This window comes from Rathayibacter sp. VKM Ac-2856 (assembly GCF_013205055.1).
GTDB lineage: Bacteria > Actinomycetota > Actinomycetes > Actinomycetales > Microbacteriaceae > Rathayibacter.
Window position 1 is genome coordinate 37935 of record NZ_JABMLF010000002.1, and the last position, 25493, is coordinate 63427.

A 25493-nucleotide genomic window follows, 5' to 3' on the forward strand; every position below is an offset into this window, starting at 1 on the left:
CATGACGAGCGCTCCCGCCCCGACCGACTCCCACTGCCCGTACTGCGCCCTGCAGTGCGCGATGACGCTGACCCGGGTCGCGGACCCGACGCCGGTGAGCATCGCGGGGCGGGAGTTCCCGACCAACCGGGGCGGGCTCTGCGCGAAGGGCTGGACGGCCGCGGAGCTGCTCGCTAGCGGGCAGCGGCTGCGCGCGCCGCTGATGCGCGGGGCCGACGGCGCCTTCACCGAGGTCTCCTGGGAGGAGGCGCTCGACGCGGTCGCGGCGGCCGTCACGACCACCCGCGACAGGCACGGCGCCGACGCGGTCGCGGTCTTCGGCGGCGGCGGGCTCACCAACGAGAAGGCCTACCAGCTCGGGAAGTTCGCCCGGATCGCCCTCGGCACCTCGCGGATCGACTACAACGGCCGGTTCTGCATGTCCTCGGCGGCCGCCGCCGGCAACCGCGCCTTCGGCGTCGACCGGGGGCTGCCGTTCCCGGTGACCGACCTCGACGAGGCCGACACGATCCTCCTGCTCGGCTCGAACGTCGCCGCGACCATGCCGCCGTTCCTGGCGCACCTGGCCGGAGCGCGCTCGCGCGGCGGGCTGATCGTCGTCGACCCGCGCCGCTCCGCCACCGCCCGGCTCACCGAGGACGGCGCCGGCCTGCACCTGCAGCCCGCGCCCGGCACCGACCTCGCGCTGCTGCTCGGGCTCACCCACCTCGTGCTCGCCGAGGAGCTCGCCGACCGCGACTACCTCGCCGCCCGCACGACCGGCTTCGACGCGGTGCGCCGCAGCGTCGCCTCCTGGTGGCCGGAGCGCACGGCGTCCGTCACGGGCGTTCCGACCGAGCTGCTCCGCCGCACCGCCCGCCGCCTCGCCGCCGGCCGCGCCTTCGTGCTGACCGGCCGCGGGGTCGAGCAGCACGTGGACGGCACCGACACCGCCACCGCGGCGATCAACCTCGCGCTCGTGCTCGGGCTGGTCGGGCGGCCGGGCTCCGGCTACGGCACCCTCACCGGCCAGGGCAACGGCCAGGGCGGGCGCGAGCACGGGCAGAAGGCGGATCAGCTGCCCGGCTACCGCTCGATCCGCGACCCCGAAGCACGGCGGCACGTCGCCGGCGTCTGGGGCGTGGACCCCGACGCGATCCCCGGGCCCGGGCTGCCGGCCGTCGCGCTGCTCGGCGAGCTCGGCCGCTCGGTGCGCTGCCTGCTCGTGCACGGCTCGAACGTGGTCGTCTCGGCGCCCGACGTCGACGCCGTGCGCGCCGGACTGTCGGCGCTGGACACCCTGGTCGTCTGCGACTTCTTCCTCTCCGAGACCGCGGCACTGGCCGACATCGTGCTGCCGGTGCCGCAGTGGGCGGAGGAGGAGGGGACGATGACCTCGCTCGAGGGGCGGGTCCTGCGCCGCCGCCGCGCGCTCGACCCGCCGGCCGGCGTCCGCAGCGAGCTGTGGATCCTGAGCGAGCTCGCCCGCCGCCTCGGGGCGCCGTCGAGCTGGTCGACCGACCCGGCGGAGGTCTTCGACGAGCTGGCCCGCGCCTCGGCCGGCGGGGTCGCCGACTACTCCGGGCTCTCGCACGCGCTGCTCGACACGGGGGTCGCCGCGTACTGGCCCTACCCGGTCGGCAGCACCGGCACTCCGCGGCTCTTCGCCGAGCGCTTCGGCCACGCCGACGGGCGGGCCAGGATGGTCGCCGTCAGCGCCGCTCCCCCGGCGCCGGTCGACGTCGGTGACGAGCTGACGCTGATCACCGGCCGCTACCTGCAGCAGTACCAGTCGGGCACGCAGACTCGGCGGGTCACCGAGCTCGACGCGGCGCGGCCGGAGGCGCGGCTCGAGATCCACCCGGCCACCGCCTCCCGGCTCGGCGTGCGCGACGGCGGTCCGGTCTCGGTCGGCAACGCGCGCGGAGTGGTGCGGGCGCGGGCCAGCGTCACGGCCGACATCCGGCACGACACGGTCTTCCTGCCGTTCCACTACGCGGGCGAGCAGTGCGCCAACCTGCTGACCGAGGCGGTCGTCGATCCGATCTCCTCGATGCCGGAGTTCAAGCGGACGCGGGTCTGGATCCGCGCGGAAGGGGTGCTCGATGCCTGAGACCGTGCTGCGCGAGTCCGTGCCGCCCGGGCCCGTCGGCCCCGAGCGGGTCGTCCTGCTCGGCTACGGGCCGGTCGGCGCGCGCTTCGTCGAGGAGCTGCTGCCGTCCGTCCGCGCCGGGTCGGTCGCGCTGACCGTCGTCGGCGCCGAGCCCGACGACGCCTACAACCGCGTGCTGCTGGCCGAGTACGCGGTCGGGCGGGCGACCCGCGAGCGCCTCGACCTCGGCGACCGCGCCACCGCCGAGGCGGCCGGCGTGGTCTTCCGGCTCGGCGCCGCGGCGGTCGGCCTCGACCGGGCACGCGGCGTCGTCCGCCTGCACGACGACGAGCGCCTCCCCTACGACCGCCTGGTCTTCGCGACCGGCGCCCGGGCGAACGTGCCGACCCTCGCCGGGATGGAGCGCGCGCGCCGCGACCGGCGGGCGCGCTCGGCAGCGCCGGAGACCCTGGACCAGGGCGCGAGCCCGCTGCCCGAGCGGGTGGTCGCGCTGCGCGACCTCGACGACGCGCACGTGGTGCTCGACGCGGTGCGCGCCCGCTCCCGCATCGTGGTGCTCGGCGCCGGAGTGCTCGGGGTCGAGTTCGCGCTCGCCGCCGCCGAGCAGGGCGCCGACGTCGTGGTCGTCTTCCACGGCGACATCCCGATGGGGCGCAACCTCGATCACGGCGGCGGGCGGATGCTCGCCGCGGCCGCCCGCGCCGCCGGCGTCGACATGGTGGCGCACGCCCGCTCCGAGAGCATCCTGCTCGCCCACGACGACCTCGGCCGCGCGCACTTCCAGGCGCTGGTCTGCGCCGACGGCAAGCAGATCGAGGGCGACCTGCTCGTGCTGTCCTGCGGCGTCGGCGCGCGGACCGAGCTCGCGGCGAGCGCCGACCTCGCCGTCTCGACCGGGATCCTGGTCGACGAGCACCAGCGCAGCTGGACCGACCCCCGGGTCTTCGCGATCGGCGACTGCGCCCACGTCGCGGCCCGCGGCTCAGCGCTGCCGGACGGACGGGTGCCGGGCGGCCCGAGCGGGCTGATCGGCCCCGGCTGGCAGCAGGCCGATCGGCTCGCGGCGCGCATCGCGGCGGAGGCGGCGGGCCGCGTCGCCGACGAGCGCGTCCCCGCCGCGCGTCCGGCCGTGGTGATGCTGAAGGCCGAGGGCGTCGACCTGGTGGCGGGCGGCGATCCGACGGCCGAGCCCTGGGACGCCTGCGACGGCGTCCCGCACCCCGAGGTGACCGTCTGGGCGGATCCCGCCCGGGGCGGCTACGCCAAGCTCGTCACGGTCGGCGGGGTGCTGCGCGGCTTCGTCTCGGTCGGGCTGCCGCGGGTCGGCGCCGAGCTGACGCTGCTGTTCGAGCGCGGCTCCGAGCTGCCGGCCGACCGCTCGAGCCTGCTGCGGCTCGACGCGCCGGACGCGGGCGCGGCGCCGACCGGCGACCCGTTCGCTCCGGACGCGACGGTCTGCTGGTGCAACGGCGTCTCCGCCGGCACGATCGCCGACGCGGCCGCCGCGGGGCACGACACGGTCGCCTGCATCGGCTCGGCCACCCGGGCCGGCACCGGCTGCGGCGGCTGCACCGGGCGGATCGCGGAGCTGCTGGCGCGGACGGCCGTGCCGGCCTGACGCCGCCGGGGACGTGGTCTTCGGCGCCGTGCGCCGATCCGGGGCCGTTCGCTGTCGTCGACCGCCGGGGCCGTGTCAGCGGCCACCCACGACGGCGAACGCCCGCACGGGGAAGGTGCCGAAGCCGCGCACCTTCGGCGGCACCGCGGTGAAGCGGGCGCCGATCGCGGGCAGGGCGTCGAGGCCGGTGAGGTGCTCCACGACGTGCACGCCCGCGGCGAGGAGGAGGCTGTGCGCCGGCCGCTCGCGGGAGCCCTCGACGTCGTCGATGTTGAGGCTGTCGATGCCGACGAGCACCGCGCCGCCGGCGATCAGCGCCTCGGCTCCCGCCGCCGTGAGGTACGGCGCGCCACTGGCATAGGCGGGCGTGGCGAAGTGCGCGTCCCAGCCGGTCGAGAGCAGCACAGCGGCGCCGGACACGTCGAGGCCGTCGAGCGCGTCGCGGTCGATCCCGCGCCGTCCGGACGCCCGCGCGTCGACGACGACGGCGGGCAGGTCGACCAGTGTCTCGAGGTCGAGGCCGGCGAGGTCGGTGCCGCCCTCGTATCGGTGGAACGGACTGTCGAGGTAGGTGCCGGTGTTGCCGATCATCTCGATGACGTCCATCGCGAACTCGGTGCCCGGTGCATAGGCGGCACGCGACGCCTCGCGGGTGAGGTGCGGGCGGATCCGCGGCGCGGGCAGACCGGGGTAGGTCACCAGCCCGTCCGCGACGGTGTGGCTCAGATCGACGATGCGGCGCGCGGAGGAGGTCATGCCGTCGATCCTGCCGGTGGCAGCATCACGCCGTCCCGCGAAGAACTGCCACCCACCGCCGCCCGCCCGCCAGCCGCCTCCGCCCAGCCGCGGAACCCTCCCCGTCCGCCGCCCAGCCGCGGACCTCCCTCGGCCGCCACCTCCGGCACGCGAAACCACCCTCGGCACGCGGAAACCGCCCCTTCCCACGAGCCCGACGCGATTCCACGAGCCGGAGATCCCGCCGAACCCACCGCCCCTCACCTCCGGCACGCGAAACCAGCCTCGGCACGCGAGAACCCCCCATTCCCGCGAGCCCGACGCGATTCCACGAGCCGGAGATCCCGCCGAACCCACCCCCCTCACCTCCGGCACGCGAAACCACCCTCGGCACGCGAGAACCAGCGAATCCTGCGAGCCGGAGACGAATTCACGAGCCGGAGATACCGCGGAACCCGCTAATCGCACCTCCGGCACGCGGAAAGGCCTCCGGCACGCGGAAACACCTCCGGCTCGCGGAATGGGCCGGCTCCTGCGAGCCGGACGCGATTCCGCGAGCCGGAGGTGGTGGAGCGGTCGCGCCGCTACTTCTTCGGCAGCGCCGCCGCGATGTCGGCGATCAGGTCGCTCGCGTCCTCGATGCCGACGGAGAGCCGCACCAGCGACTCCGACACCTCGAGCGGCGTGCCCTTCACCGAGGCGTGGGTCATCTCGCTCGGGTAGCCGATCAGCGACTCGACGCCGCCCAGCGACTCCGCCAGCTGGAACAGCTGGGTCGACTCCGCGAACTTGCGCGCCGCCCGCGGGGTCGCCAGCTCGACCGACAGCATGCCGCCGAAGCCCGACATCTGGCGCTTCGCCAGCTCGTGGCCCGGGTGCGAGGGCAGTCCCGGGTAGTGCACGGCCGTCACCGCGGAGTGCTCGGCCAGGAACTCGGCGACCGCCTGCGCGTTCTTCGAGTGCCGCTCCATCCGGATGGCGAGCGTCTTGATGCCGCGCACCGTCAGCCAGGCGTCCATCGGGCTCGAGATCGCGCCGACCGCGAACTGCAGGAAGGCGACCTTCTCCGCGAGCGGACCGGAGCGCAGCGCGAGCGCGCCGCCGACCACGTCCGAGTGCCCGCCCAGGTACTTCGTCGTCGAGTGCACGACCACGTCGGCGCCGAGCGCGAGCGGCTGCTGCAGCGCGGAGGACGCGAAGGTGTTGTCGACGACCACGATCAGGTCGTGCGCGTGCGCCAGGTCGGCCAGCTCCGCGATGTCGCTGATGGTCATCAGCGGGTTCGACGGCGTCTCGACCCAGAGCATCTTCGTCTCGCCGGGGCGGATCGCGTTCTGCACCTCGCGCAGGTTCGACATGTCGACCGCGGTGTTCGAGATGCCCCAGGCCGCGTGCACCCGGTCGATCAGGCGGTGGCTTCCGCCGTAGGCGTCGTTGCCGAGGACGATGTGGTCACCGGGGGCGAGGGCCGCGCGGATCAGGGTGTCCTCCGCGGCGAGGCCGGAGGAGAACGAGTAGGCGACGTCGGCGCCCTCGAGCGAGGCGATCAGCTCCTGGAGCGAGTCGCGGGTGGGGTTCGCCGAGCGGGCGTACTCGTAGCCACCGCGGAAGCCGCCGATCCCATCCTGGACGAAGGTCGACGTCATGTAGACGGGCGGGACGACCGCGCCGGTGGTCGGGTCGAACTCCTGACCGGCGTGGATGGCACGGGTGTCGAAGTGCTGCTTCTTGGGCATGGTCGCGGGCTTTCCTGGTCGAGGGGTGGAGAAAAAGGAAGGGGGCGGCGCTCAGGCCGTCGCGAACGACAGGAGGTCCTGCCGGGTGATCACGGCGACGGGCTTGCCCTCGTCGGTGACGAGCAGGGCGTTCGCCTCGCTCAGGGCGGCGCGGGCGGCCGAGACGCTCTCGCCCAGGCCGATCAGGCGCAGAGCGTTCTCGGCGGACGCGCCGATCGGGTCGGTCATCGAGGCCGCCCCGCTGAAGACGCGGTCGAGCAGCTCGCGCTCGTCGACCGCTCCGACGACCTCGCCCATCACCACGGGCGGCTCGGCGGCGAGGACGGGCAGCTGCGAGACGCCGTACGTCGTCATGATCTCGATCGCGTCGCGGACGGTGTCGCTGGGGTGCACGTGCACGAGGGCCGGCAGGTCGCCGGTGCTCGGGTTCGCGGCGCGGGCCGAGAGCACCTCGCGGACGGTGTGCTCCTCGCCGTGCTCGAGGAAGCCGTAGGAGCGCATCCAGCGGTCGTTGAAGATCTTGCCGAGGTAGCCGCGCCCGCCGTCGGGCAGCAGCACGACCACCACGTCGTCCGGTCCGAGCTCGGCCGCCGCCTTGAGCGCGACCGAGACGGCGAGACCGCTCGAGCCGCCGACGAGAAGGCCCTCCTCGCGGGCGAGGCGGCGGGTCATCGCGAACGACTCCGCGTCGCTCGAGGCGATGATCCGGTCGACCACGCTCGGGTCGTAGGCACTCGGCCAGAAGTCCTCGCCGACGCCCTCGGTGAGGTACGGCCGGCCGCCGCCGCCCGAGTAGACCGAGCCCTCCGGGTCGGCGCCGACGATCTGCACGCGGCCCTCCGACACCTCCTTGAGGTAGCGGCCGACACCGCTGATGGTGCCGCCGGTGCCGACGCCGGCGACGAAATGGGTCAGCCGGCCCGCGGTGTCGCGCCAGATCTCGGGACCGGTGGTCTCGTAGTGGCTGAGCGGCCCGTTGAGGTTCGCGTACTGGTTGGGCTTGAACGCGCCCGGGATCTCGCGCGCCAGGCGGTCCGACACGGAGTAGTAGGAGTCGGGGTCCTCGGGAGCGACGGCCGTCGGGGTGACGACGATCTCGGCGCCGTACGCGGTCAGCACGTTCCGCTTGTCCTCGCCGACCTTGTCGGGCAGGACGAAGACGCAGCGGTAGCCGCGCTGCTGGGCGACGAGGGCCAGGCCGATGCCGGTGTTGCCGCTGGTCGGCTCCACGATCGTGCCGCCGGGCAACAGCTGCCCGTCGCGCTCGGCCGCGTCGATGATGCGGGTCGCGATGCGGTCCTTCGAGGAGCCGCCGGGGTTGAGGTACTCGACCTTGACCAGGACGGTGGCCTGCACGCCGGACGCGACGGGCCCGAGCTTCACCAGCGGGGTGTCCCCGATCAGGTCGAGCACCGAATCGGCGTACGCCATCCCGGTGTCCGGGCGTGCGGGAAGAGCTCGATCGAGGGTCATGCGGCCAGCGTATCAACCGCGGATCGGCGGATGACGGGAGGGCCCGGCGCCCCCGCGGAGGGGTCCTCCGAGGTCGCCGACGGCGTGGCTCCGGAGCCGCCGATCCCCTATCGTGGGGGTCCTCGCGTCACCGACGACCCGGAACGGACACCGCCCGAATGACCCCTCCGATCGCCGCCGCCACGCGGGGAACGACCGACGTGCGCCTGCTCAGGCTGCTCGGACCCGCCATGGTCGCCGGAGTCGCCTACCTCGATCCGGGCAATGTCGCCAGCAACATGACGGCGGGCGCCCGCTTCGGCTATCTGCTCGTCTGGGTCGTCGTCCTGGGCAACCTGATGGCCTGGCTGATCCAGTACCTCTCGGCCAAGCTCGGCCTGATGACCGGCAGGAGCCTGCCAGAGCTGCTCGGCGAGCGCCTCCGCGGCCGATGGGGCCGCCGGGCCTACTGGCTGCAGGCCGAGACCGTCGCCATCGCCACCGACCTGGCCGAGGTGATCGGCGGGGCGATCGCGCTCAACCTGCTCTTCGGGCTCCCGCTGCTCGCGGGCGGCCTGATCACCGGCGCGGTGTCGCTCGTGCTCCTCGTGATCCAGACCCGCGGCGGCGCGCAGCCGTTCGAGCGGGTCATCACCGCCCTGATGGTCGTCATCGCAGTCGGCTTCACCGTCGGCGTCGTCGTCGACCCGCCGGACGCCGGGGCGGCCGCCGCGGGGCTGCTCCCCCGCTTCGACGGCTCGGAGTCGGTGCTGCTCGCCGCGTCGATCCTCGGCGCCACCGTCATGCCGCACGCCATCTACGCGCACTCCGCCCTCGCCCGCGACCGCTTCGGCCGCGTCGACGGGGTCGTCGCGCGCAAGCGCATCCTCACCGCGACCCGGATCGACGTGACCGTCGCCCTCGCGATCGCGGGCACCGTGAATCTCGCGATCCTCCTGCTCGCGGCGCACTCGCTCTCCGGAGTCGCCGGCACCGACAGCCTCGAGGGCGCGCACGCCGCGATCGGCGCGGCGCTCGGTCCGGTCGTCGCGACGCTCTTCGCGGTCGGCCTGCTCGCCTCCGGACTCGCGTCGACCTCGGTGGGCGCCTACGCGGGCGCTGAGATCATGCACGGGCTGCTGAACGTGCGCGTGCCGCTCGTCGCCCGCCGGGTCGTCACGCTGATCCCGGCGCTGATCGTCCTCGGGATCGGCTTCGACCCGACCCGCGCGCTGGTGCTGAGCCAGGTGGTGCTGTCGTTCGGCATCCCGTTCGCGCTCGTTCCGCTCGTCGCCCTCACCCGGAACCGCACGCTGATGGGCGACCAGGCGAACCGCTGGTTCACCACGCTCGGCGCGGTCCTCGCCGCCGTCTTCCTGATCGTGCTGAACGGCCTGCTGCTCTGGCTCACCTTCACCGGCTGACGCAGGCCCGGCAAGCTCACTGTCCGACCCGCAGGCCCTGCATGCTGGTCGAGTAGCCCGCAGGGCGTATCGAGACCCACCCTGCATCGAGCACGTGGATCTCGATACGCCCTCTCCGAGGGCTACTCGATCAGCATGAAGACGAGCAGCCCTCCGCAACATGCTGGTCGAGTAGCCCGCAGGGCATATCGAGACCCCCCCCCCGCCAGCACTCCCACCCCGCATTGATCCGATCCGGAGCCTCGCTCGTTATCCTCTGAGAGCGCCTCTCAGGCGCCTGCGCCCTCCCCGGCGCGTCACCCCGCGATCAGAACGAGAGACGCCACCGTGCCCAAAGACACGATGTCCGCGAAGAACCGCGCCCGCCAGGAGAAGCTCGAGGCGTACAAGCGCGAGCAGGCCAAGCGCAAGCGCAGCGGCCGGATCTGGATCTGGTCGCTCTCGGCCCTCGCCGTCGTCGCGATCGGCGGCATCGTCGCCGTCACCGTCCTCGGGAATCAGCAGATCGTCGAGGCCCGGCAGATCGACGGCCTGCAGACCTTCGAGAACGACGCGACCCACGTCGCCGGAGCGGTCGAGTACGAGCAGACTCCCCCGGCCGGCGGCCCGCACAACGCGGTCTGGATGAACTGCGGCGTCTACGACCAGCCCGTCCCCAACGAGAACGCGGTGCACGACCTCGAGCACGGCGCCGTCTGGGCCACCTACGACCCCTCTCTCCCGCAGAGCGAGGTCGACGCGCTGATCGCCGCGATGCCCGACACCTACTCGGTCGTCTCGCCCTACGAGGGCCTCGACTCCCCGATCGTGCTCAGCGCCTGGGACGCCCAGGTCGCCATCGACTCCCCCGAGGACCCGCGCATCGACGCGTTCGTCGAGCGCTTCTGGCAGTCGTCGACCGCACCCGAGCCCGGTGCCCCGTGCACCGGAGGCATCGATGCGCCCGGCAAGCAGTAGGGGCCGCCTCCTCGTCGCCGCCGTCGCCGTCGTCGCACTCCTGCTCGGCGCAGCGGGCGGCTACCTCTTCGGCGCCCTCGCCCCGTTCTCGTCCTCGGCGACCCCGTCGACCACGAGCGCCGAGGCCGGCTTCGCCCGCGACATGCAGGTGCACCACCTCCAGGGCGCCGAGCTGGCGATGATCGCCCGCGACCGCAGCGCCGACGACGAGGTGCGCACGGTCTCGACGGACATCCTCCTCACCCAGCAGCAGCAGGCCGGCCAGCTCTTCGGCTGGCTGAACTCGTGGGGCCTCCCGCAGGCCGCCCCCGAGCCCTCGATGACCTGGATGGGCCGGCCGACCCTCGCCGGCGCGGCCGACGAGCACTCCTCGATGGGCATGTCGACGGAGGACGGCGTCGTGCCCGAGAGCATGCCCGGCCTCGCGACGCCCGAGCAGATCGCCGAGCTGCGCGGCCTGACGGGCCGCGACTTCGACCGGCGGTTCCTCGAGCTGATGATCGCCCACCACCGCGGCGCCATCGACATGGCCGAGGCGCTCCTCGCCCGGAGCCGCGCGACGGTCGCCACCGACTTCGCCTCCTCCGTCGTCAAGGCCCAGGAGGCCGAGATCTCGCTGATGGAGCAGATGCTCGAGGACCGCCCGGCCGCCTGACCGCCGCCCCGCGCGCACAACATCGGCGGGGAGCCGCCCTCATCCCTGATCGGCGATGAGGAGCCGTCTCAGCCGATGTCGTGCACGCTCCTCAGGAGCTGAGCGCGGTCTCGACCTGCTGCGCGTAGAGCGAGGCGTAGAGCCCGCGGCGCTCGAGCAGCTCGAGGTGGGTGCCCGACTCGACGAGGCGGCCGCCGTCGACGACGTGGATCACGTCCGCTGAGACCACCGTCGACAGCCGGTGCGCGATCGCGATGGTCGTGCGGCCGCGGGCGGCGTCGTCGAGGGCGGTCTGCACGATCCGCTCCGAGACGGTGTCCAGTGCGCTGGTCGCCTCGTCGAGGATGAGCACCGCCGGGTCCTTCAGCAGCACCCGCGCGATGGCGAGGCGCTGCTTCTCGCCGCCGGAGAGCCGGTAGCCGCGCTCGCCGACGAGAGTGTCGTAGCCGTCGGGGAAGGAGGCGATCGTGTCGTGGATGTTCGCGGCCCGGGCGGCCGCCTCCAGCTCCTCCTGCGTCGCGCCGGGGCGCGCGTAGCGGAGGTTGTCGCCGATCGTGGCGTGGAAGAGGTAGGTCTCCTGGCTGACGATGCCGATGTGCGAGACCAGCGACTCCTGCCGAAGCTCGCGGACGTCCGTCCCCGCGAAGCGGACCGAGCCCGAGGTGACGTCGTAGAGCCGGGGCACCAGGTACGAGATCGTCGTCTTGCCCGCGCCCGAGGGGCCGACGAAGGCGACGAACTGCCCGGGCTCGATCGAGACCGAGACGTGGTCGAGGGTCGGCCGGACGTCCTCGGTCTGGTCGGGGTAGCGGAAGACCACCTCGTCCAGCTCGACGCGGCCGAGCTCGCCGTCGACGTCGCGGGCGTCGGCGCGGTCGCCGATCGAGGGCCGCAGGTCGAGATACTCGAAGATGCGGGCGAAGAGCGCGCCGGCGGTCTGCAGGTCGAGGGCGACCCGCATCAGCCCGAGCAGCGGCCACATCAGCCGGGCCTGCACGGTCGTGAAGGCGACGACGGTGCCGGCGGTGACGGTCGTGCCGCCGAGGATCAGCCAGGCCGCGACGAGGTAGACGACCACGGGGATCACGGAGAGGAAGATCTGCACCGTCGCGAAGAACCACTGCCCGGACATCTGCTGGCGCACCTGGAGGTCGATCTGCCGGCCGTTCTCGTCGGCGTAGCGGGTGACCTCCGACTCCTGCCGGCCGAAGCTCTTGGCGAGCAGGATGCCCGAGACGCTCAGCGTCTCCTGCGTGATCGCCGTCATCTCGGACAGCGACTCCTGCGTCTTCGTGGCGATCCGCGCGCGGACCTGGCCGACCCGGCGCTGGGCGATGACGAGGACCGGGGTGAGCACCACGGCGACGATCGTCATCTGCCAGGAGAGCAGGAGCATCGCCACGACGGCCGCGATGACGGTGACCGTGTTGCCGAGGACGCTGGAGACGGTGTTGGTGAGGACGCTGGCCACGCCGCCGACGTCGTTCGCGAGGCGCGACTGGATGACGCCGGTGCGCGTGCGGGTGAAGAAGCCGAGCTCCATCGCCTGGAGGTGGCGGAACAGGCGGATGCGCAGCTCCCCCATCACGCTGTTGCCGACGGTCGCGGTGAGGAAGGTCTGCCAGACGCCGAGCACGGCGGAGACCACCCAGATCAGCACCATCACGCCGACGAGCTCGAGCAGCACAGGGAGGTTCGGGCGCCCGTCCGGCGGGAAGAGGCCGCGGTCGAAGGCGAGCTGGGTGAGCAGTGGCGGCACGACGGTGAGGGCGGCGCCGACGAGGACGAGCGCGACGGTGAGGGCGAGCTTGGCGCGGTGCGCGCGGAAGAGCGAGGCGATGCGGCTGAAGAGGTGCTCGATCCGCGGGGCGTCGGAGTTCTTCCGCCGCTGGGCGTCGGGGTCGCTGCTCGAGATCTTCCCGCGCACCGCGCCGGCGCGCATCCCGCCGCCGCTCGCGACGTCACCCATCCTGCTCATCGCTCGACCATAACCCCGCCCGCCGACACCGCCCGCGGCTTCCGCCCACGGCGAAGATGTGCTCAGCGGCGGGCGCTCGGCGACGACCCTGCCGACCATGTCGGGCCGCGTTCGCGGACTCGGCTCACCGGGTCTCGATACGCCGCGTCCCGCGGCTACTCGACCAGCATGGATCGGCCATCATGCTGGTCGAGTAGCCGCCGACGGCGGCGTATCGAGACCCACGCGAACGACGGAAGGCCCGGGCCCCGCGTGAGCAGGACCCGGGCCTTCGTCGCTCTCCCCAGCGGTTCGCGGTGCCGTCGGCTGCAAGGCGGAGGAGGAGAGCTGTAGCGGAGCTACTGCCGACGACGACAACGCCGCAGACGGCGGTGCCGCGGACCGCTAGCCCTTCGTCGCACCCGCGAGCAGGCCGCGGACGAAGAAGCGCTGGAGCGCGAAGAACACGATCAGCGGAACGATGATCGAGATGAACGCGCCCGCCGTGAGGAGCTCCCACGACTGGCCGTACGAGCCCGACAGGTCCTGCAGCGCCTTCGTGATCGGCAGCCCCTGCCCGGAGGTGAACACCGTCGCGACCAGCAGGTCGTTCCAGACCCAGAGGAACTGGAAGATGCCGAACGACGCGATCGCCGGGACGGACAGCGGCAGCACGATGCGGAAGAAGATCTGGCCGTGGCCGGCTCCGTCCACGCGCGCCGCCTCGATGACCTCGCCGGGGATCTCCGAGATGAAGTTGTGCAGCATGAAGATCGCCAGCGGCAGCGCGAAGATCGTGTGCGCGATCCACACCTTCGCGTACGACCCGTCCAACCCGTTCACCCCGAGCCCGGGCAGGATGTAGAGGTTGCCGATGCGCAGGCCGTCCGAGAACAGCTGCAGCAGCGGCACGAGCGCCATCTGGATCGGCACGATCTGGAGCGAGAACACGAGCACGAAGAGCGTGTTGCGGCCCTTGAAGTCGATCCACGCGAACGCGTAGGCCGCGAGGCTCGCGATCGTGATCGGGATCAGTGCCGCGGGCAGCGTGATGACGAGCGAGTTCACGAACGCCTTGCCCAGCGTCAGGCTGTCGCCCGAGTTGATGGCGTTGACGTAGTTGTCGAGCGTGAAGCCCGGGTTGGCGAAGATCGTCCACCAGCCGGTCGTCTTGATGTCGTTCGCGGGGCGGAACGACGAGATGAACAGGCCGAGGGTCGGGATCGTCCAGATCGCGGCGATGATCGCCGCGGCGATGGTCGCTCCGCGCGAGGTGGTGGCCTTGCGGACCTTCCCGCTCGCCGTCTCGATCTTCGACTCGCCGCGGGCGAGCGTGCGCTCGGTGCGACGGTCGACCGGAACCTGGATCGGAGTGGGCGTGACGCTCATCGGATCTCCCTCTGCTTGGCGAGCTGGCGGGCGTTGTAGACGACGATCGGGAGCACGAGCAGGAACAGGATGACCGCGAGGGCCGCGCTGTAGCCGCTGCGGGCGCCGAGCTGGAACTGGCGGACCATCTCGAAGGCGAGGACGGTGGTGTCCGAGCGGCCGCCGGTCATCGCCGAGACGATGTCGAAGACCTTCAGCGACGCGATCGAGATGGTCGTCAGGACGACGACGATCGAGGAGCGGATGCCGGGGACGGTGACGTTCCAGAACGACTGCCAGGCGTTGGTGCCGTCGAGCGACGCCGCCTCGAGCTGCTCGGAGGGCACGCCCTTGATGGCGGCCGAGAGGACCGTCATCGCGAAGCCGGCCTGGGTCCAGATCAGCACGACGACCAGGAACAGCGTGTTCCACGGCTCGAGGCCCAGCCAGTCGACGGGAGAGCCGCCGAACGCGGTGAGGATGCCGTTGAGGACACCGATCTGCTCGCCCTGACGGGTGTCGTAGAAGAACTTGAAGATGATCGACGCGCCGACGAACGAGATCGCCATCGGCATGAAGACCAGCAGCTTGAAGAACTTCTCGCCGCGGCTCTTGTCGATGAAGACCGCGTAGGCGAGGCCGATCGCGGTGGCGGTGATCGGGGCGAGGAGCACCCAGACCACGGTGTTGAGGAAGGCGGTGACGCCGTCGGGGCTGGTGAAGACCCAGACGAAGTTGTCGAGGCCGGCGAAGCCGGAGCCGTCGTTCTTCATGAAGGCGTTCAGCGCGGTCGTGATCGTCGGGTAGATCAGGCCGATCAGGATGAAGAACGCGGCCGGGGCCATGAACGCGACCAGCTGGAGCCCGTAGCCCGCGCCTTTGCGGGACCGGAAGTCGAGCAGGAAGAGGATGCCGCCGAGGACCGCGGCGACGACCGCGACCCACATGACCGAGTTGTAGAGGCCGAACGCGAGGAGGAGGACGACCGGGAGGACGACGGCGACCGCGAGGCGGAGGACCGTGTAGCCGGTGCCGCGCCGCGGGGCGATCTCGACGAAGAAGAGGATGAGCGCGACGACCGCCGCGAACGCCAGGAGGATGAGGGGGATCTGCGCGAGCGGGGGGATGCTCGCCAGCCACTGGAAGAAGCCGGACATGGACGCCCTTTCGAGTGCGACTCTGAACTCTGGTGAGGCCCGGTCCGGCCGGACCGCGGGTGCGATCCGGCCGGACGGGCATCGGTCGAGGGCCGCCGCTCCAGGGAGCGACGACCCTCTCCGCGACTGCTAGGAGGTGTAGCCGGCCTGGATCTCCTCGAGGACCTGGTCGGTGCTCGAGCCGTCGATCCAGTCGACCATGCCCTTGAAGAAGCTGTCGGAGCCGACGGCCTTGGGCATCAGGTCGGAGGCGTCGAAGCGGAACGTGGTGTTCTCGTCCTGGAGGATCGCGATGGAGTCCTTCAGCACGTCGCTGCCGGCGTTCTCCGGGTCGAGACCCGTGTTGGCCGAGATGACGCCGCCGAGGGAGACGCGGCTGTTGGCCCAGTCGGCGCTGGCCAGGTACTCCTGGACCTTCGCGGTGTCCTCGTCGTTCGAGAACGCGGCGACCATCTCGCCACCACCGGTGACGGCCTGGTCGGCGTCGGCGCTCATCGGCGGGGTGAGGAAGGCCCACACGTCGCCGTCCTCGGCGACGGTGGCGCCGGCCGAGGTGAGGAAGCCCTCGAAGAACGAGGCCTGGTGGGTCAGGGCGCAGGAGCCGTTGGCGATGTTCTGCGCGACGTCGCCGAAGGCGGTCGAGTTGATCGAGGTCACGTCGCCGTAGCCGGCGTTGACCAGGGTCGGGTCGAGGAGGATCGAGCCGACGGAGTCGAACGCGGCCTTGATCTCGGGGTCGGTGAACGGGGTGTCGCCCGCGACCCAGGAGTCGTACACGTCGGGGCCGGCTCCGCGGAGGACCGCGTCCTCGATCCAGTCGGTGCCCGGCCAGCCGGAGGCCTCACCGGAGTTGAAGCCCGCGCACCAGGACGGTCCGCCGGACTTCTCGGCGATGGTCGTGCCCAGCGCCTCCATCTCGTCCCACGTGGTGGGAACGGAGACGCCCCACTCGGCGAACTTCGCCGGCGAGTACCAGATGTAGCCCTTGACGGACGCCATCAGCGGCGCGCCGTACTGGGTGCCGTCGACCTGGCCGTACTTCTGCCAGTCCTCGGACCAGTTGTTCTGGACGTTGGTAAGGGCGCCCTCGGGCAGCTCCTGGACCTTGCCGGAGGCGACGGTGTCGGCGAGCAGACCCGGCTGCGGGAAGATCGCGAGGTCGGGGGTGTCGCCACCCTGGACCTTGATGCCGATCTGCTTCTCGAACTCCTTGTCGCCGGTGTACTTGATGTCGATGCCCGACTCCTTCTCCCAGTCCGCCCAGGACTGCTCGAGAAGGGTGGCCTCGTCGCCGTTGATGGTGCCGTAGATGTTCACGACGCCGTCGGCGGTGCCGACCGAGCCGGCAGCGCTGCCGCCGCCCGCGTTCGGGTCGTTGGGGTCGCTGCTGCTGGAGCAGCCGGCGAGGGCGATCCCGGCCGCTGCGAGAACGGCGACGGGAAGGGTGATACGGCGGTGCAGGGATGACCGCATGGTTCCTCCTCATTGAGTGGTGGTTCAGCCGAGGCCGGTGCCGTCCGGCGGACCGGCGGGCTGAGGCGACTCGAAGCGGGTGCTGCGACGACTCGGATGCTGATGGTGGTTCCGCGGGGAGGTTCTCCCAGCGGAACACCGGGTTCGTGTGGCTCAGGCCTCCACGGGGGGAAACCTTTCCACAACTTCGATGAAAGCACAACGGCGCCGATAGAGCGCTCTCTGAGATAACGATCCGGCGACGAACCGCGGAAAACCGGGGGGCGGAGGGCCGGGAGATCGATCTCGATGCTTCTGCTCGGCTGCGCCCGGGGTATAACTTTCTGGAACCGTTTCCAGCACCGACGCCGGACGGTCCGGGAGGAACGCCGTGCCAGGCATCGAAGAGGTCGCCGAGCTCGCGGGAGTGTCGAAGGCGACCGTGTCGCGGGCTCTCAGCGGCCGGGGCTACGTCTCGGCGGGGACGAAGCAGCGGGTCGAGCACGCCGCCTCCAGCCTCGGCTACGTCGTCTCGGCCAACGCCTCGAGCCTCGTCACCGGCCGCAGCAACAACGTCGCCGTGATCATCCCCGTCATCAACCAGTGGTTCTTCGGCGGGATCATCGAGGGGATCGAGCGCGCCCTGCTCGCCGCCGGCTACGACCTGCTGCTCTACAACATCGACAAGCACCTCGACGCGCGCCGCAGCGTCTTCGAGTACTACCTCGTCCGCAAGCGCGTCGACGCGATCGTGGCGGTGACCCTCGAGATCTCGCCCGACGAGACGGAGGCGCTGCTCGCCCTCGGCAAGCCCATCGTCGGGATCGGCGGCTCCCTGCCCGGCATCCCCACTTTCAGCATCGACGACGTCGCCGCGGCCCGCCTCGCCACCGAGCACCTCCTCTCCCTGGGGCACGAGCGCATCGTGCACATCGGCGGTCTGAAGGAGGAGGAGATGGACTTCCACGTGCACACGAAGCGGAACGAGGGCTTCACCCAGGCCCTCGCCGCCGCCGGCCTCGGGCGGGAGGCGGGGCACTTCGTGCCGACCCGCTTCGACATCCCCGGCGGGCACCGCGCGGGGCGGCAGGTGCTCGGCGACCCGCGGACGCGGCCGACCGCCATCTTCGCGGCCTCCGACGAGATCGCGATCGGCATCATCCTGGCCGCTCGGGAGCTCGGCCTCTCGGTGCCCGAGGACGTCTCGATCATCGGGATCGACGACCACCCGCTGGCCGAGCTGTTCGGCCTGAGCTCGATCCGCCAGGACCCGGGCCAGCAGGGCGAGCTCGCCGTCGCGCTGGTGCTGGAGGCGCTGGCCGCGATCGCCCGCGGCGAGGCGCCGCCGCCCGCCCGGCACACGACCATCCCCGCCTCGCTCGTCATCCGGACGAGCACGTCGGCGCCGCGGGGGGCGAGAATCGGGGCATGAGCGACTCCGACTCCCCCGCCCCCGTCGTCCGCGATGTGCCCGAGCGCTCGCGCTTCGAGATCTCCGTCGGCGGCGAGACCGCCGGCTTCGCGGCCTACACGCGCCTCGGCGACGAGGTCGTGCTGACCCACACCGTCGTCGACGACGCGTGGGAGGGGCACGGCCTCGGCAGCATCCTCGCCCGCTCGGCCGTGCTCGCGGTGACGGAGGCGGGCGGCACGGTCGTGCCGCGCTGCCCCTTCATCGCCGCGTGGCTCCGCAAGCACCCCGACTCGGGCGCCCGGGTCCGCTGGCCCGACGCCTGAGCCGGCAGTGCTCACATGCTGATCGAGTAGCCCGCGCAGCGGGCGTATCGAGATCCGCCGTGTCGATCAGCGTGGGTCTCGATACGCCCCTCCGGGGCTACTCGACCAGCATGGAACGCGCACGCGCGCCCGTGCTGAGCATGGGGTGCCCGCGGGCGCGCTGCACGGTGAGCATCGAGCGCCGCCGGCGCTTGCATGCTGATCGAGTAGCCCGCGCAGCGGGCGTATCGAGATCCGCTGTCGGTCAGGCGGGCGGCGCGGTCGTGCCGATCTCCTGCAGGGACCAGGTGTTGCCGTCGGGGTCGGCGAAGTGGGAGTACTTCACGCCGCCCATGTCCTGCACCTCGGAGAGGTCGAGGCCGCGCCCGGTCAGCTCGGCACGGGCGGCGACGATGTCGCCGACGACGAGGTGCAGGCCGCGGACGACGCCCTCCTCCGGACCCGGCCCCATGCCGGTGCCGATGACGATCGAGCAGGCGGAGCCGGGCGGTGTGAGCTGGACGATCCGCATCGTCGGGGACGGCCGGACGTCGTGGTCGACGTGGAAGCCGACGACATCGGCGTAGAAGGCCAGCGCCCGATCGACGTCGGAGACGGGGAGGGGGACGAGCTCGAGTCGCATCTGCACGCGCTCATCCTGCACCCCAGGAGGGCGATCGGCGTCAGTCGCGCGGGGCGACGACCAGGCGCTCGTGCATGATCTCGACCGCGCGCTCGAGGACGCGGCGGTCCTCGGGGCGCAGGTCGGCGAAGATCGGCGTGAGGGCGTCGCCCAGCTGGGTGCGCCAGGCGCTGAGCGCGGCGGCCCCGTCGGGGGCGAGACGGATCTGCCAGGCCCTCGCGTCGGCGGGGTCGGCGATGCGGTCGAGCCAGCCGGTCTCGACGAGGTTCTTGACGATCTTGGTCATCGTGGGCTGCGAGACGCGGCTCTGGGTCGCCAGCTCGCCCAGGCGCATCGGCCCCATCGAGAGCAGCACCGAGAGGGTGCGCCAGACCGCCTGCGACTCCTGGTTGTCGGTGGCCTGCGCGGCGAGGCGGGTGATGCGGTGCGTCACCGAGACGAAGTCGCTCAGCAGCTCGCTCAGCGAGACCTCGCTGGGCGGGACGTCGCGCGCCGGAAGGCCTGCGAGCGGGTCGATAGCAGTCACCCGCCGATTCTAGAGGCTGCGTCCCGCGACGCCGGGGAGGCGGAGCACCCCCGGTCGGGGACGGCGGAGCGGGAACGACGGAGCGGGAACGACGAAGGGCGCCGCCTCCGAGGAGACGACGCCCTGCGCCGGTAGAGCCGCCCGGAGGCGGATCCGTGCACCCGAAGCGGGTGCGAGGGGATTACTTGACGGTGACGGTCGCGCCGGCGGCCTCGAGCTGGGCCTTGGCCTTCTCGGCGGTCTCCTTGTTGACGGCCTCGAGGACAGCCTTGGGGGCGCCGTCGACGACAGCCTTCGCCTCGCCGAGGCCGAGGCTCGTGAGCGCGCGGACCTCCTTGATGACCTGGATCTTCTTCTCGCCGGCGGCCTCGAGCACGACGTCGAACTCGGTCTGCTCCTCGACCTCTTCGGCCGGGGCGGCCGGGCCGGCGACACCGGCGGCCGCGACGGGCGCGGCGGCGGTGACCTCGAAGACCTCTTCGAACTTCTTCACGAACTCAGAGAGCTCGATGAGCGTGAGCTCCTTGAAGGCCTCGATGAGCTCGTCCTGCGTGAGCTTTGCCATGATTTTTCTCCTTGTTGTTTCTTGTCTACGAACCGCGTGCGCACTGCCTCCCGGAGGGAAGCGTCAGCTCGCGGACTCCTGCTTCTCGCGCAGTGCCTCGACCGTGCGAACGGCCTTGGACAGCGGCGCCTGGAACAGGTAAGCGGCACCGAAGAGCGAGGCCTTGAAGGCGCCGGCGAGCTTGCCGAGCAGCACTTCACGGGACTCGAGGTCGGCGAGCTTTCCCACCTCTTCCGCGGTCAGCGGGTTACCGTCGAAGTAACCGCCCTTGACCACGAGGAGAGGGTTTGCCTTGGCGAAGGCACGCAGCGACTTCGCGACGGCGACGGGGTCGCCGTGCACGAACGCGATGGCCGAAGGGCCAGCGAGCTCGGCGTCGAAGGACGAGATCCCGGCGTTGTTCGCCGCGATCTTGGTCAGCGTGTTCTTCACCACGGCGTAGGTCGCGTGCTCACTGATGTCCTTGCGCAGCGTCTTGAGCTGAGCAACAGTGAGACCGCGGTACTCGGTCAGCAGAACGGCGGTCGAACTCTGGAACTTCTCCGTGAGTTCGGCGACCGAGGCTTCCTTGTTCGCCATGGCTACTCCTGTGAATTCTCGTGCCGGTAGCCCGAAGGCACGCAAAGAAAAAGGCTCCGGCGCAGGAGCGCGGGAGCCTGGGGAACGCGTGTAACGCGGAACTGGTCTCTTGCACACCTGCGCGGGCCATTCGCTTCGCGAATCCTTCGTCCGGTGGCGATCCGCGGGGCCTGGGCCCTGCTCGTGCGCACACCGAAAACCGGCGGTCTTTGGCTTCGGGAAGCGTACGACGTCGACCCGCCCGTGCGCAAGTCCGCCGCACACGGGATGCTGGAGGGATGACCGGCTCGACCCCGCCTCCCCGCCCCGCCCCCGGCACGAGCACCGACGGCGGCGCCGGCGGCACCAGCACCGCCGACGCCGCGATCGCCGCCGTGGAGGGCGAGCTGAGCACCCTCTTCAACCGGGTGCGCGACGCGATGCGCTCGGCGGCCGAGCGGCTGCACCCCGATCTCGGCACCGCCGGCTACCGGACGCTGGCGACGCTCGAGCGGCGCGGCCCGATGCACTCCGGCGCGCTCGCCGAGCTGCTCGAGACGGACAAGTCCTCGATCAGCCGGCAGATCTCGGCGCTGGACCGCCTCGGACTGCTCCAGCGCTCCCCCGATCCCGACGACGGCCGCGCGACGATCCTCTCGGTGCCACCGCAGACCGCCGAGCGGATGCGGGAGATCCGCAGCTCCCGCCAGGCGCTGATGCACGAGGAGCTGCGCCGCTGGGACGAGGGGGACGTCGAGCTCTTCGCCGTCCTGCTGCGGCGCATCACCGCACTGGACATGCGCGGCGCTAGCACCGCCCCGACCGGGGGACAATCGGGGGCGGCACCGGAGCCGACCCCGTAGCGTCGGAAGGGATGGAACAGCTCGCCCCTCCCTCTCTCCCGGACGACGTCGACGGTGCCCTGGCCCTCGCCCGCTCCCTCTCCGCCGACCCGCCCCGGCCCGGAACCGGCCGCACCGCCGAGCTGCACGGCCTGCTCGAGCGGCTCGCCCGGCACGACCTCGGGGTCGCCCGCGCGATCGAGCCGCACCTCGACGCCCTCGCGATCCTCGGCGAGGCGGGGCTGAGCGCGCAGGACGTCGGCGTCGACGACGGCGCGGTCTGGGGGGTCTTCGCGGCGGAGGGCGGCGACGAGCCGCTCACCGCGACCCCCGACGGCGACGGCTGGCGCCTGGACGGCGTGAAGCCCTGGTGCTCGCTGGCCGGCCGCCTCGACGCCGCGCTCGTCACGGCGCACGTCGGCGACGGCGAGCGCCGCCTCTTCGCCGTGAGCCTGACCGACGGCACCGCGACCCCGGAGCCGGACGCCTGGCACCCCCGGGGACTGACCGAGATCCCGAGCGGACCGGTGCGGTTCTCCGGGGCCCGGGCCCGGGAGGTCGGCGCGCCCGGCTGGTACCTCTCCCGTCCGGGCTTCGCCTGGGGCGGGATCGGCGTGGCCGCCTGCTGGCTCGGCGGAGCTCGGGGTGTCGCCGCGGCGCTCGCCCGGGCCGCCGCCCGCCGGGAGGACCCGCACCTGCTCGCGCACCTCGGCGCCGTGGACACCGCCCTCTCCGCCGGGCGGCGCGCGCTCGACGAGGCCTCCGCACTGATCGACGCGGGCGAGGCCGAGGGCCCGCGCGGCGCCCTGCTGGCCAAGCGGGTGCGCGGCACCGCAGCGGGGGCTGTGGAGGAGATCCTGCTGCGGGCCGGTCGCGCGCTCGGACCGGCGCCGCTCGCGCTCGACGCGGAGCACGCCAAGCGGGTCGCCGACCTCGCCCTCTACGTCCGCCAGCACCACGCCGAGCGCGACGACGCGGCGCTCGGGCGCGCGGTCCTGGCCAGCGGCGAGGCGGACGGCTGGTGAGCCGCGTCATCGCGTTCGACGGGCACCTCGAGGGCACTCCGGTCGAGCGCTGGGACGAGGACGGGCGCCTGGACCGGCTCCCCGTCCTGCCCGAGGAGGCGCTCCTGGCGGTGGACCGCGTGCTCGTCGTGGTCGCGCACGCCGACGACGAGACCCTCGGCTGCGGCGGGACGATCGCGCTCGCGCGCCGCCTCGGCGTCCCCGTGGAGGTCGTGGTCGTGACGGACGGCGGCGCGGCCCACGGCGCCTCCTCCCCCGAGGCCGCGGCGGCTCTCGTCGCGGAGCGGCGCGCCGAGGTCCGGGCGGCGCTCGACGAGCTCGGCGCGGGCATCGGCCTCGCCCACCTCGACGTCCCCGACTCGGGCACCCCCGAGCACCGCGACCGGATCCTCGCGGACGTCCTTGCCCGCGCGGGCGCCGCGCCCGGCCGCGTCCTCCTCCTCTCCACCTGGACCGGCGACGGCCACCGCGACCATCGCGTCGTCGGCGAGGTCTGCGCCGAGGCGGCCGACTCGCTCGGCCACCCGCTGCTCGCCGCTCCGATCTGGCTCTGGCATTGGGCGGACCCCGACGACGCGGAGGTGCCGTGGCCGGCGCTCCTGCGCGTCGAAGCGGACGAGGAGCTGCGGGCGCGCAAGGCCCGCGCCCGCGACCGCTACCCGAGCCAGACCGCTCCGGGCCCCGGCGGCCTCGATCCCGTGCTCCACCCCCGCTTCGTCCGCGCCTTCGCCGGCGACGACCGCCTGATCCGGGTCCGCTGATGGCGCGGCCCGGGATAGCGCACGGCGGAGCGGCCGACAAGTGGCGGAGTGGATCCGCGATCCTGCCTAGAGTCGGGGGGACGGACGGGCGCGGCCCCGGCGACGAGGACACGGGGATGAGCTACTTCGACGAGCTGTACGAGCGGCACGAGGACCCCTGGGGGTACACGAGCCGCTGGTACGAGGAGCGCAAGCGCGCCCTCACCCTCGCCGCCCTGCCCGAGCGGCGCTACGGATCGGTGCTGGAGATCGGCTCCTCGATCGGCGTGCTGGCCGAGGCCCTCGCCGCGCGGGCCGAGCACCTGCTGGCGATCGACGTCTCGGCGGCCGCCGTGGAGCGGGCCGCCCGCCGCCTCGCGCCGCTCGAGCACGTCCGGGTCGAGCACCACGACATCACCCGCGGTGTGCCGGAGGGTCCGTTCGATCTGATCGTGCTGTCCGAGGTCGGCTACTACCTCGGCGCCGAGACCCTCGAGCGCACGCTGCGCGGGGTGCGCGACCGCCTCTCCGGCTCGGGCGAGCTGGTCACCGTGCACTGGCGGCACCCGATCGACGGCCTCGAGCTCGACGGCGACGCCGTGCAGCGGGCCGTGGACGGACTCGGGCTGCGGCGGATCGCGCGCCACGAGGAGGAGGACCTGCTGCTCGAGGTGCACTCGCGCGACGGCCGGTCGGTCGCCCGGCGGACGGGACTGCTGTGACGCGGATCGAGCACGTGCTCGTCGTCGTCCCCGCCCACGACGAGGAGGCGCGGATCGGCGCCGCCGTCGCCTCGGTGCTGCGGAGCGCCGAGCATCTGGCGCTCACGCATCCGTCCGTCCTCGTCCGGCTGATCGTCGTCGCCGACGGCTGCACCGACGCGACCGTCGAGCGCGCTCGCGCGGCCGGCGCCGAGGTGCTCGAGCTCTCGCGCCGCGGCGTCGGCGCCGCCCGCGCGGCCGGGATCGCGCACGCGCTCGGCACGGTCGCGTCCGCGGACGACCTGGTCTGGGTCGCCAACACCGACGCCGACACCGTCGTGCCGGAGGAGTGGCTGCTCGAGCACGTCGAGCACGCCCGGCAGCACGACGCCCTCGTCGGGACCGTGCGCCCCGACCCGGCGGACCTGTCCCCCGAGATGTACCGGCGCTGGCGCGTCACCCGCGAGCGCGAGGAGTCGATCGGCAGCATCCACGGCGCGAACCTCGGCGTGCGCGCGAGCGCGTACCTGGCCGCGGGCGGCTTCGGCGCCGATCCGCTGCACGAGGACGTCCGGCTCGTCGAGCGCCTGCACGCCGCCGGCGCGCGGGTCGGAGCGACCGACCGGGGCGAGGTGACCACCTCCGGCCGCCGCCGCAACCGCGTCGAGGGCGGCTACGGGCCGTACCTGCACGAGCGCTTCTCGGACGCTCCGGCGGCCCTCACCGTCGCCGCCTGCACCGACCTCTGCTAACTCGCGCGGGCCCCTGCGCGCGCGGAAGCAGATCGGCGAGGTCGTTGTCAACGGTCAGGCCCTGAATTGTCACGAGTTCCGCAGGAGAGTGGAATGGGGGCCGAGCACGACCCTGTGCTCTCTCCGACGGAAGGGTCACCGCATGAATCCCCGCCTCGTCCTGCTGGCGCTCGTCGCCTTCGCCGCGTACGTCTTCGGCGCCCGCGCCGGCCGCGGTCGCTACGAAGAGCTCCGCCATCTCGCACTCGGTGTGTGGAACGACCCGGCCACGAAGAAGACGCGCAAGAAGCTCAAGAAGACCTCGAAGCGCGAGGCGAAGCACTTCACCGCGGTCGCCGACAAGGCACGCGCGAAGGTGCAGCGCACACTCCGCTGATCGGCAACATCTGCAAGGACGCCACCACGAAAGGCGTTGACGCTCGCATCGGAACGGCCGGTCGAGCACCACACGAAGGAGACACATCATGGGCATCATCGGTTGGATCGTTCTCGGCCTCATCGCCGGCGCACTCGCAAAGCTCATCCTGCCCGGCAAGCAGGGCGGCGGATGGATCATCACCATCATCCTCGGCATCGTCGGAGCCCTCCTCGGAGGATTCATCGGCGGCGCGCTCTTCGGGCGCGACGACCCGATGGGCTTCAACCTCGTCAGCATCATCCTCGCCGTCGTCGGCGCGATCATCGTCCTGCTGATCTACGGCGCGATCACCGGCCGCAAGTCCCGCGCGTAGTCACGCGACCCCCGAAGGCCCCCGGCATCCGTGCCGGGGGCCTTCGTCGTTCCCGGAGCGTCCGACGGCGCCGGACGACCGCCGATGTTCG

At 72.4% G+C, this 25493-nt stretch carries 25 protein-coding genes; 14 read left to right on the forward strand and 11 right to left on the reverse strand.

Translation table 11 applies throughout. The annotated features are described in order from the left end of the window. The first annotated feature begins 1 nt into the window (after nt 1). Nucleotides 2–2092: a molybdopterin oxidoreductase family protein gene (locus HQQ82_RS07260; RefSeq protein WP_173232404.1), complete on the forward strand. Its 2091-nt coding sequence runs from the start codon at nt 2–4 to the stop codon at nt 2090–2092. After that, nucleotides 2085–3710 (forward strand): NAD(P)/FAD-dependent oxidoreductase, encoded by a 1626-nt coding sequence (locus tag HQQ82_RS07265; RefSeq protein ID WP_173232405.1) that lies wholly within the window; start codon nt 2085–2087, stop codon nt 3708–3710. The genes HQQ82_RS07260 and HQQ82_RS07265 overlap by 8 nt, the downstream gene beginning before the upstream one ends. A gap of 75 nt (nt 3711–3785) precedes the next feature. On the opposite strand, the gene HQQ82_RS07270 is transcribed toward HQQ82_RS07265, so the two are convergent. The 3 genes from HQQ82_RS07270 to HQQ82_RS07280 all read right to left on the reverse strand — a co-directional run bounded on the left by HQQ82_RS07270 (nt 3786) and on the right by HQQ82_RS07280 (nt 7612). Further along, nucleotides 3786–4466, reverse strand: coding sequence for a cyclase family protein (locus tag HQQ82_RS07270; RefSeq protein WP_173232406.1), 681 nt, complete (start codon nt 4464–4466; stop codon nt 3786–3788). Nucleotides 4467–5029: 563 nt separating this feature from the next. After that, the gene (locus HQQ82_RS07275) at nt 5030–6181 is read right to left on the reverse strand and encodes a cystathionine gamma-synthase (protein ID WP_173232407.1); all 1152 of its coding nucleotides are present in this window, start codon (nt 6179–6181) and stop codon (nt 5030–5032) included. Nucleotides 6182–6232: 51 nt separating this feature from the next. Further along, on the reverse strand, nt 6233–7612 hold the full coding sequence (locus HQQ82_RS07280; protein ID WP_173232946.1) for a cystathionine beta-synthase: 1380 nt from the start codon (nt 7610–7612) through the stop codon (nt 6233–6235). Between the two features lie 200 nt (nt 7613–7812). Here HQQ82_RS07280 and HQQ82_RS07285 point away from each other — a divergent pair, with 200 nt between their 5' ends. The 3 genes from HQQ82_RS07285 to HQQ82_RS07295 all read left to right on the forward strand — a co-directional run bounded on the left by HQQ82_RS07285 (nt 7813) and on the right by HQQ82_RS07295 (nt 10669). Continuing rightward, nucleotides 7813–9057: an Nramp family divalent metal transporter gene (locus tag HQQ82_RS07285; protein ID WP_173232408.1), complete on the forward strand. Its 1245-nt coding sequence runs from the start codon at nt 7813–7815 to the stop codon at nt 9055–9057. 327 nt (nt 9058–9384) lie between these two features. Then, nucleotides 9385–10014 carry a DUF3105 domain-containing protein gene (locus tag HQQ82_RS07290; RefSeq protein ID WP_367947860.1) on the forward strand — a complete coding sequence of 210 codons (630 nt, stop codon included), beginning with the start codon at nt 9385–9387 and terminating at the stop codon, nt 10012–10014. Then, entirely contained in the window at nt 9995–10669 is a 675-nt protein-coding gene (locus tag HQQ82_RS07295) for a DUF305 domain-containing protein (protein WP_173232409.1), read from the forward strand. Before HQQ82_RS07290 ends, HQQ82_RS07295 begins: the two co-directional genes overlap by 20 nt. 91 nt (nt 10670–10760) lie before the next feature. Here HQQ82_RS07295 and HQQ82_RS07300 read toward each other — a convergent pair whose 3' ends face one another. From HQQ82_RS07300 to HQQ82_RS07315, 4 genes are all read right to left on the reverse strand, one after another. Next, nucleotides 10761–12638: an ABC transporter ATP-binding protein gene (locus tag HQQ82_RS07300; protein ID WP_173232948.1), complete on the reverse strand. Its 1878-nt coding sequence runs from the start codon at nt 12636–12638 to the stop codon at nt 10761–10763. 393 nt (nt 12639–13031) lie between these two features. After that, on the reverse strand, nt 13032–14015 hold the full coding sequence (locus tag HQQ82_RS07305; protein WP_173232410.1) for a carbohydrate ABC transporter permease: 984 nt from the start codon (nt 14013–14015) through the stop codon (nt 13032–13034). Next, nucleotides 14012–15151, reverse strand: a complete 1140-nt coding sequence (locus HQQ82_RS07310) for a carbohydrate ABC transporter permease (protein WP_173232411.1) — start codon at nt 15149–15151, stop codon at nt 14012–14014. Before HQQ82_RS07310 ends, HQQ82_RS07305 begins: the two co-directional genes overlap by 4 nt. Nucleotides 15152–15280: 129 nt before the next feature. After that, entirely contained in the window at nt 15281–16624 is a 1344-nt protein-coding gene (locus tag HQQ82_RS07315; protein WP_173232412.1) for an ABC transporter substrate-binding protein, read from the reverse strand. 370 nt (nt 16625–16994) lie between these two features. Here HQQ82_RS07315 and HQQ82_RS07320 point away from each other — a divergent pair, with 370 nt between their 5' ends. Together HQQ82_RS07320 and HQQ82_RS07325 are read left to right on the forward strand one after the other, a co-directional pair. Further along, the gene (locus tag HQQ82_RS07320) at nt 16995–18035 is read left to right on the forward strand and encodes a LacI family DNA-binding transcriptional regulator (protein WP_173232413.1); all 1041 of its coding nucleotides are present in this window, start codon (nt 16995–16997) and stop codon (nt 18033–18035) included. Next, nucleotides 18032–18340 (forward strand): GNAT family N-acetyltransferase, encoded by a 309-nt coding sequence (locus HQQ82_RS07325; RefSeq protein ID WP_173232414.1) that lies wholly within the window; start codon nt 18032–18034, stop codon nt 18338–18340. The genes HQQ82_RS07320 and HQQ82_RS07325 overlap by 4 nt, the downstream gene beginning before the upstream one ends. A gap of 244 nt (nt 18341–18584) precedes the next feature. Here HQQ82_RS07325 and HQQ82_RS07330 read toward each other — a convergent pair whose 3' ends face one another. The 4 genes from HQQ82_RS07330 to rplJ all read right to left on the reverse strand — a co-directional run bounded on the left by HQQ82_RS07330 (nt 18585) and on the right by rplJ (nt 20632). Next, a complete protein-coding gene (locus HQQ82_RS07330; protein ID WP_173232415.1) occupies nt 18585–18968 on the reverse strand; it encodes a VOC family protein in 384 nt (127 codons plus the stop codon). A gap of 34 nt (nt 18969–19002) precedes the next feature. Then, nucleotides 19003–19488, reverse strand: coding sequence for a MarR family winged helix-turn-helix transcriptional regulator (locus tag HQQ82_RS07335; RefSeq protein WP_243732947.1), 486 nt, complete (start codon nt 19486–19488; stop codon nt 19003–19005). 181 nt (nt 19489–19669) lie between these two features. After that, nucleotides 19670–20053, reverse strand: coding sequence for a 50S ribosomal protein L7/L12 (rplL, locus tag HQQ82_RS07340; protein WP_055791021.1), 384 nt, complete (start codon nt 20051–20053; stop codon nt 19670–19672). A 63-nt stretch (nt 20054–20116) separates the two neighbouring features. Further along, nucleotides 20117–20632, reverse strand: coding sequence for a 50S ribosomal protein L10 (gene rplJ, locus HQQ82_RS07345; RefSeq protein WP_123447792.1), 516 nt, complete (start codon nt 20630–20632; stop codon nt 20117–20119). Between the two features lie 278 nt (nt 20633–20910). Between rplJ and HQQ82_RS07350 the strand changes: the two genes are divergently transcribed. From HQQ82_RS07350 to HQQ82_RS07380, 7 genes are all read left to right on the forward strand, one after another. Then, nucleotides 20911–21474 (forward strand): MarR family winged helix-turn-helix transcriptional regulator, encoded by a 564-nt coding sequence (locus HQQ82_RS07350; RefSeq protein ID WP_173232416.1) that lies wholly within the window; start codon nt 20911–20913, stop codon nt 21472–21474. An 11-nt stretch (nt 21475–21485) separates the two neighbouring features. Then, nucleotides 21486–22478, forward strand: a complete 993-nt coding sequence (locus HQQ82_RS07355) for an acyl-CoA dehydrogenase (protein ID WP_173232417.1) — start codon at nt 21486–21488, stop codon at nt 22476–22478. Continuing rightward, a complete protein-coding gene (locus HQQ82_RS07360; RefSeq protein WP_173232418.1) occupies nt 22475–23239 on the forward strand; it encodes a PIG-L family deacetylase in 765 nt (254 codons plus the stop codon). Before HQQ82_RS07355 ends, HQQ82_RS07360 begins: the two co-directional genes overlap by 4 nt. Before the next feature lie 116 nt (nt 23240–23355). After that, nucleotides 23356–23940 (forward strand): SAM-dependent methyltransferase, encoded by a 585-nt coding sequence (locus HQQ82_RS07365; protein ID WP_173232419.1) that lies wholly within the window; start codon nt 23356–23358, stop codon nt 23938–23940. Beyond that, a complete protein-coding gene (locus HQQ82_RS07370) occupies nt 23937–24671 on the forward strand; it encodes a glycosyltransferase family 2 protein (protein WP_173232420.1) in 735 nt (244 codons plus the stop codon). The genes HQQ82_RS07365 and HQQ82_RS07370 overlap by 4 nt, the downstream gene beginning before the upstream one ends. A gap of 142 nt (nt 24672–24813) precedes the next feature. Beyond that, nucleotides 24814–25047 carry a hypothetical protein gene (locus HQQ82_RS07375; protein WP_173232421.1) on the forward strand — a complete coding sequence of 78 codons (234 nt, stop codon included), beginning with the start codon at nt 24814–24816 and terminating at the stop codon, nt 25045–25047. Nucleotides 25048–25135: 88 nt separating this feature from the next. Continuing rightward, complete coding sequence (locus HQQ82_RS07380) at nt 25136–25402, forward strand: GlsB/YeaQ/YmgE family stress response membrane protein (RefSeq protein WP_056041656.1); 267 nt, start codon at nt 25136–25138, stop codon at nt 25400–25402. The last annotated feature ends 91 nt before the right edge of the window (nt 25403–25493 follow it).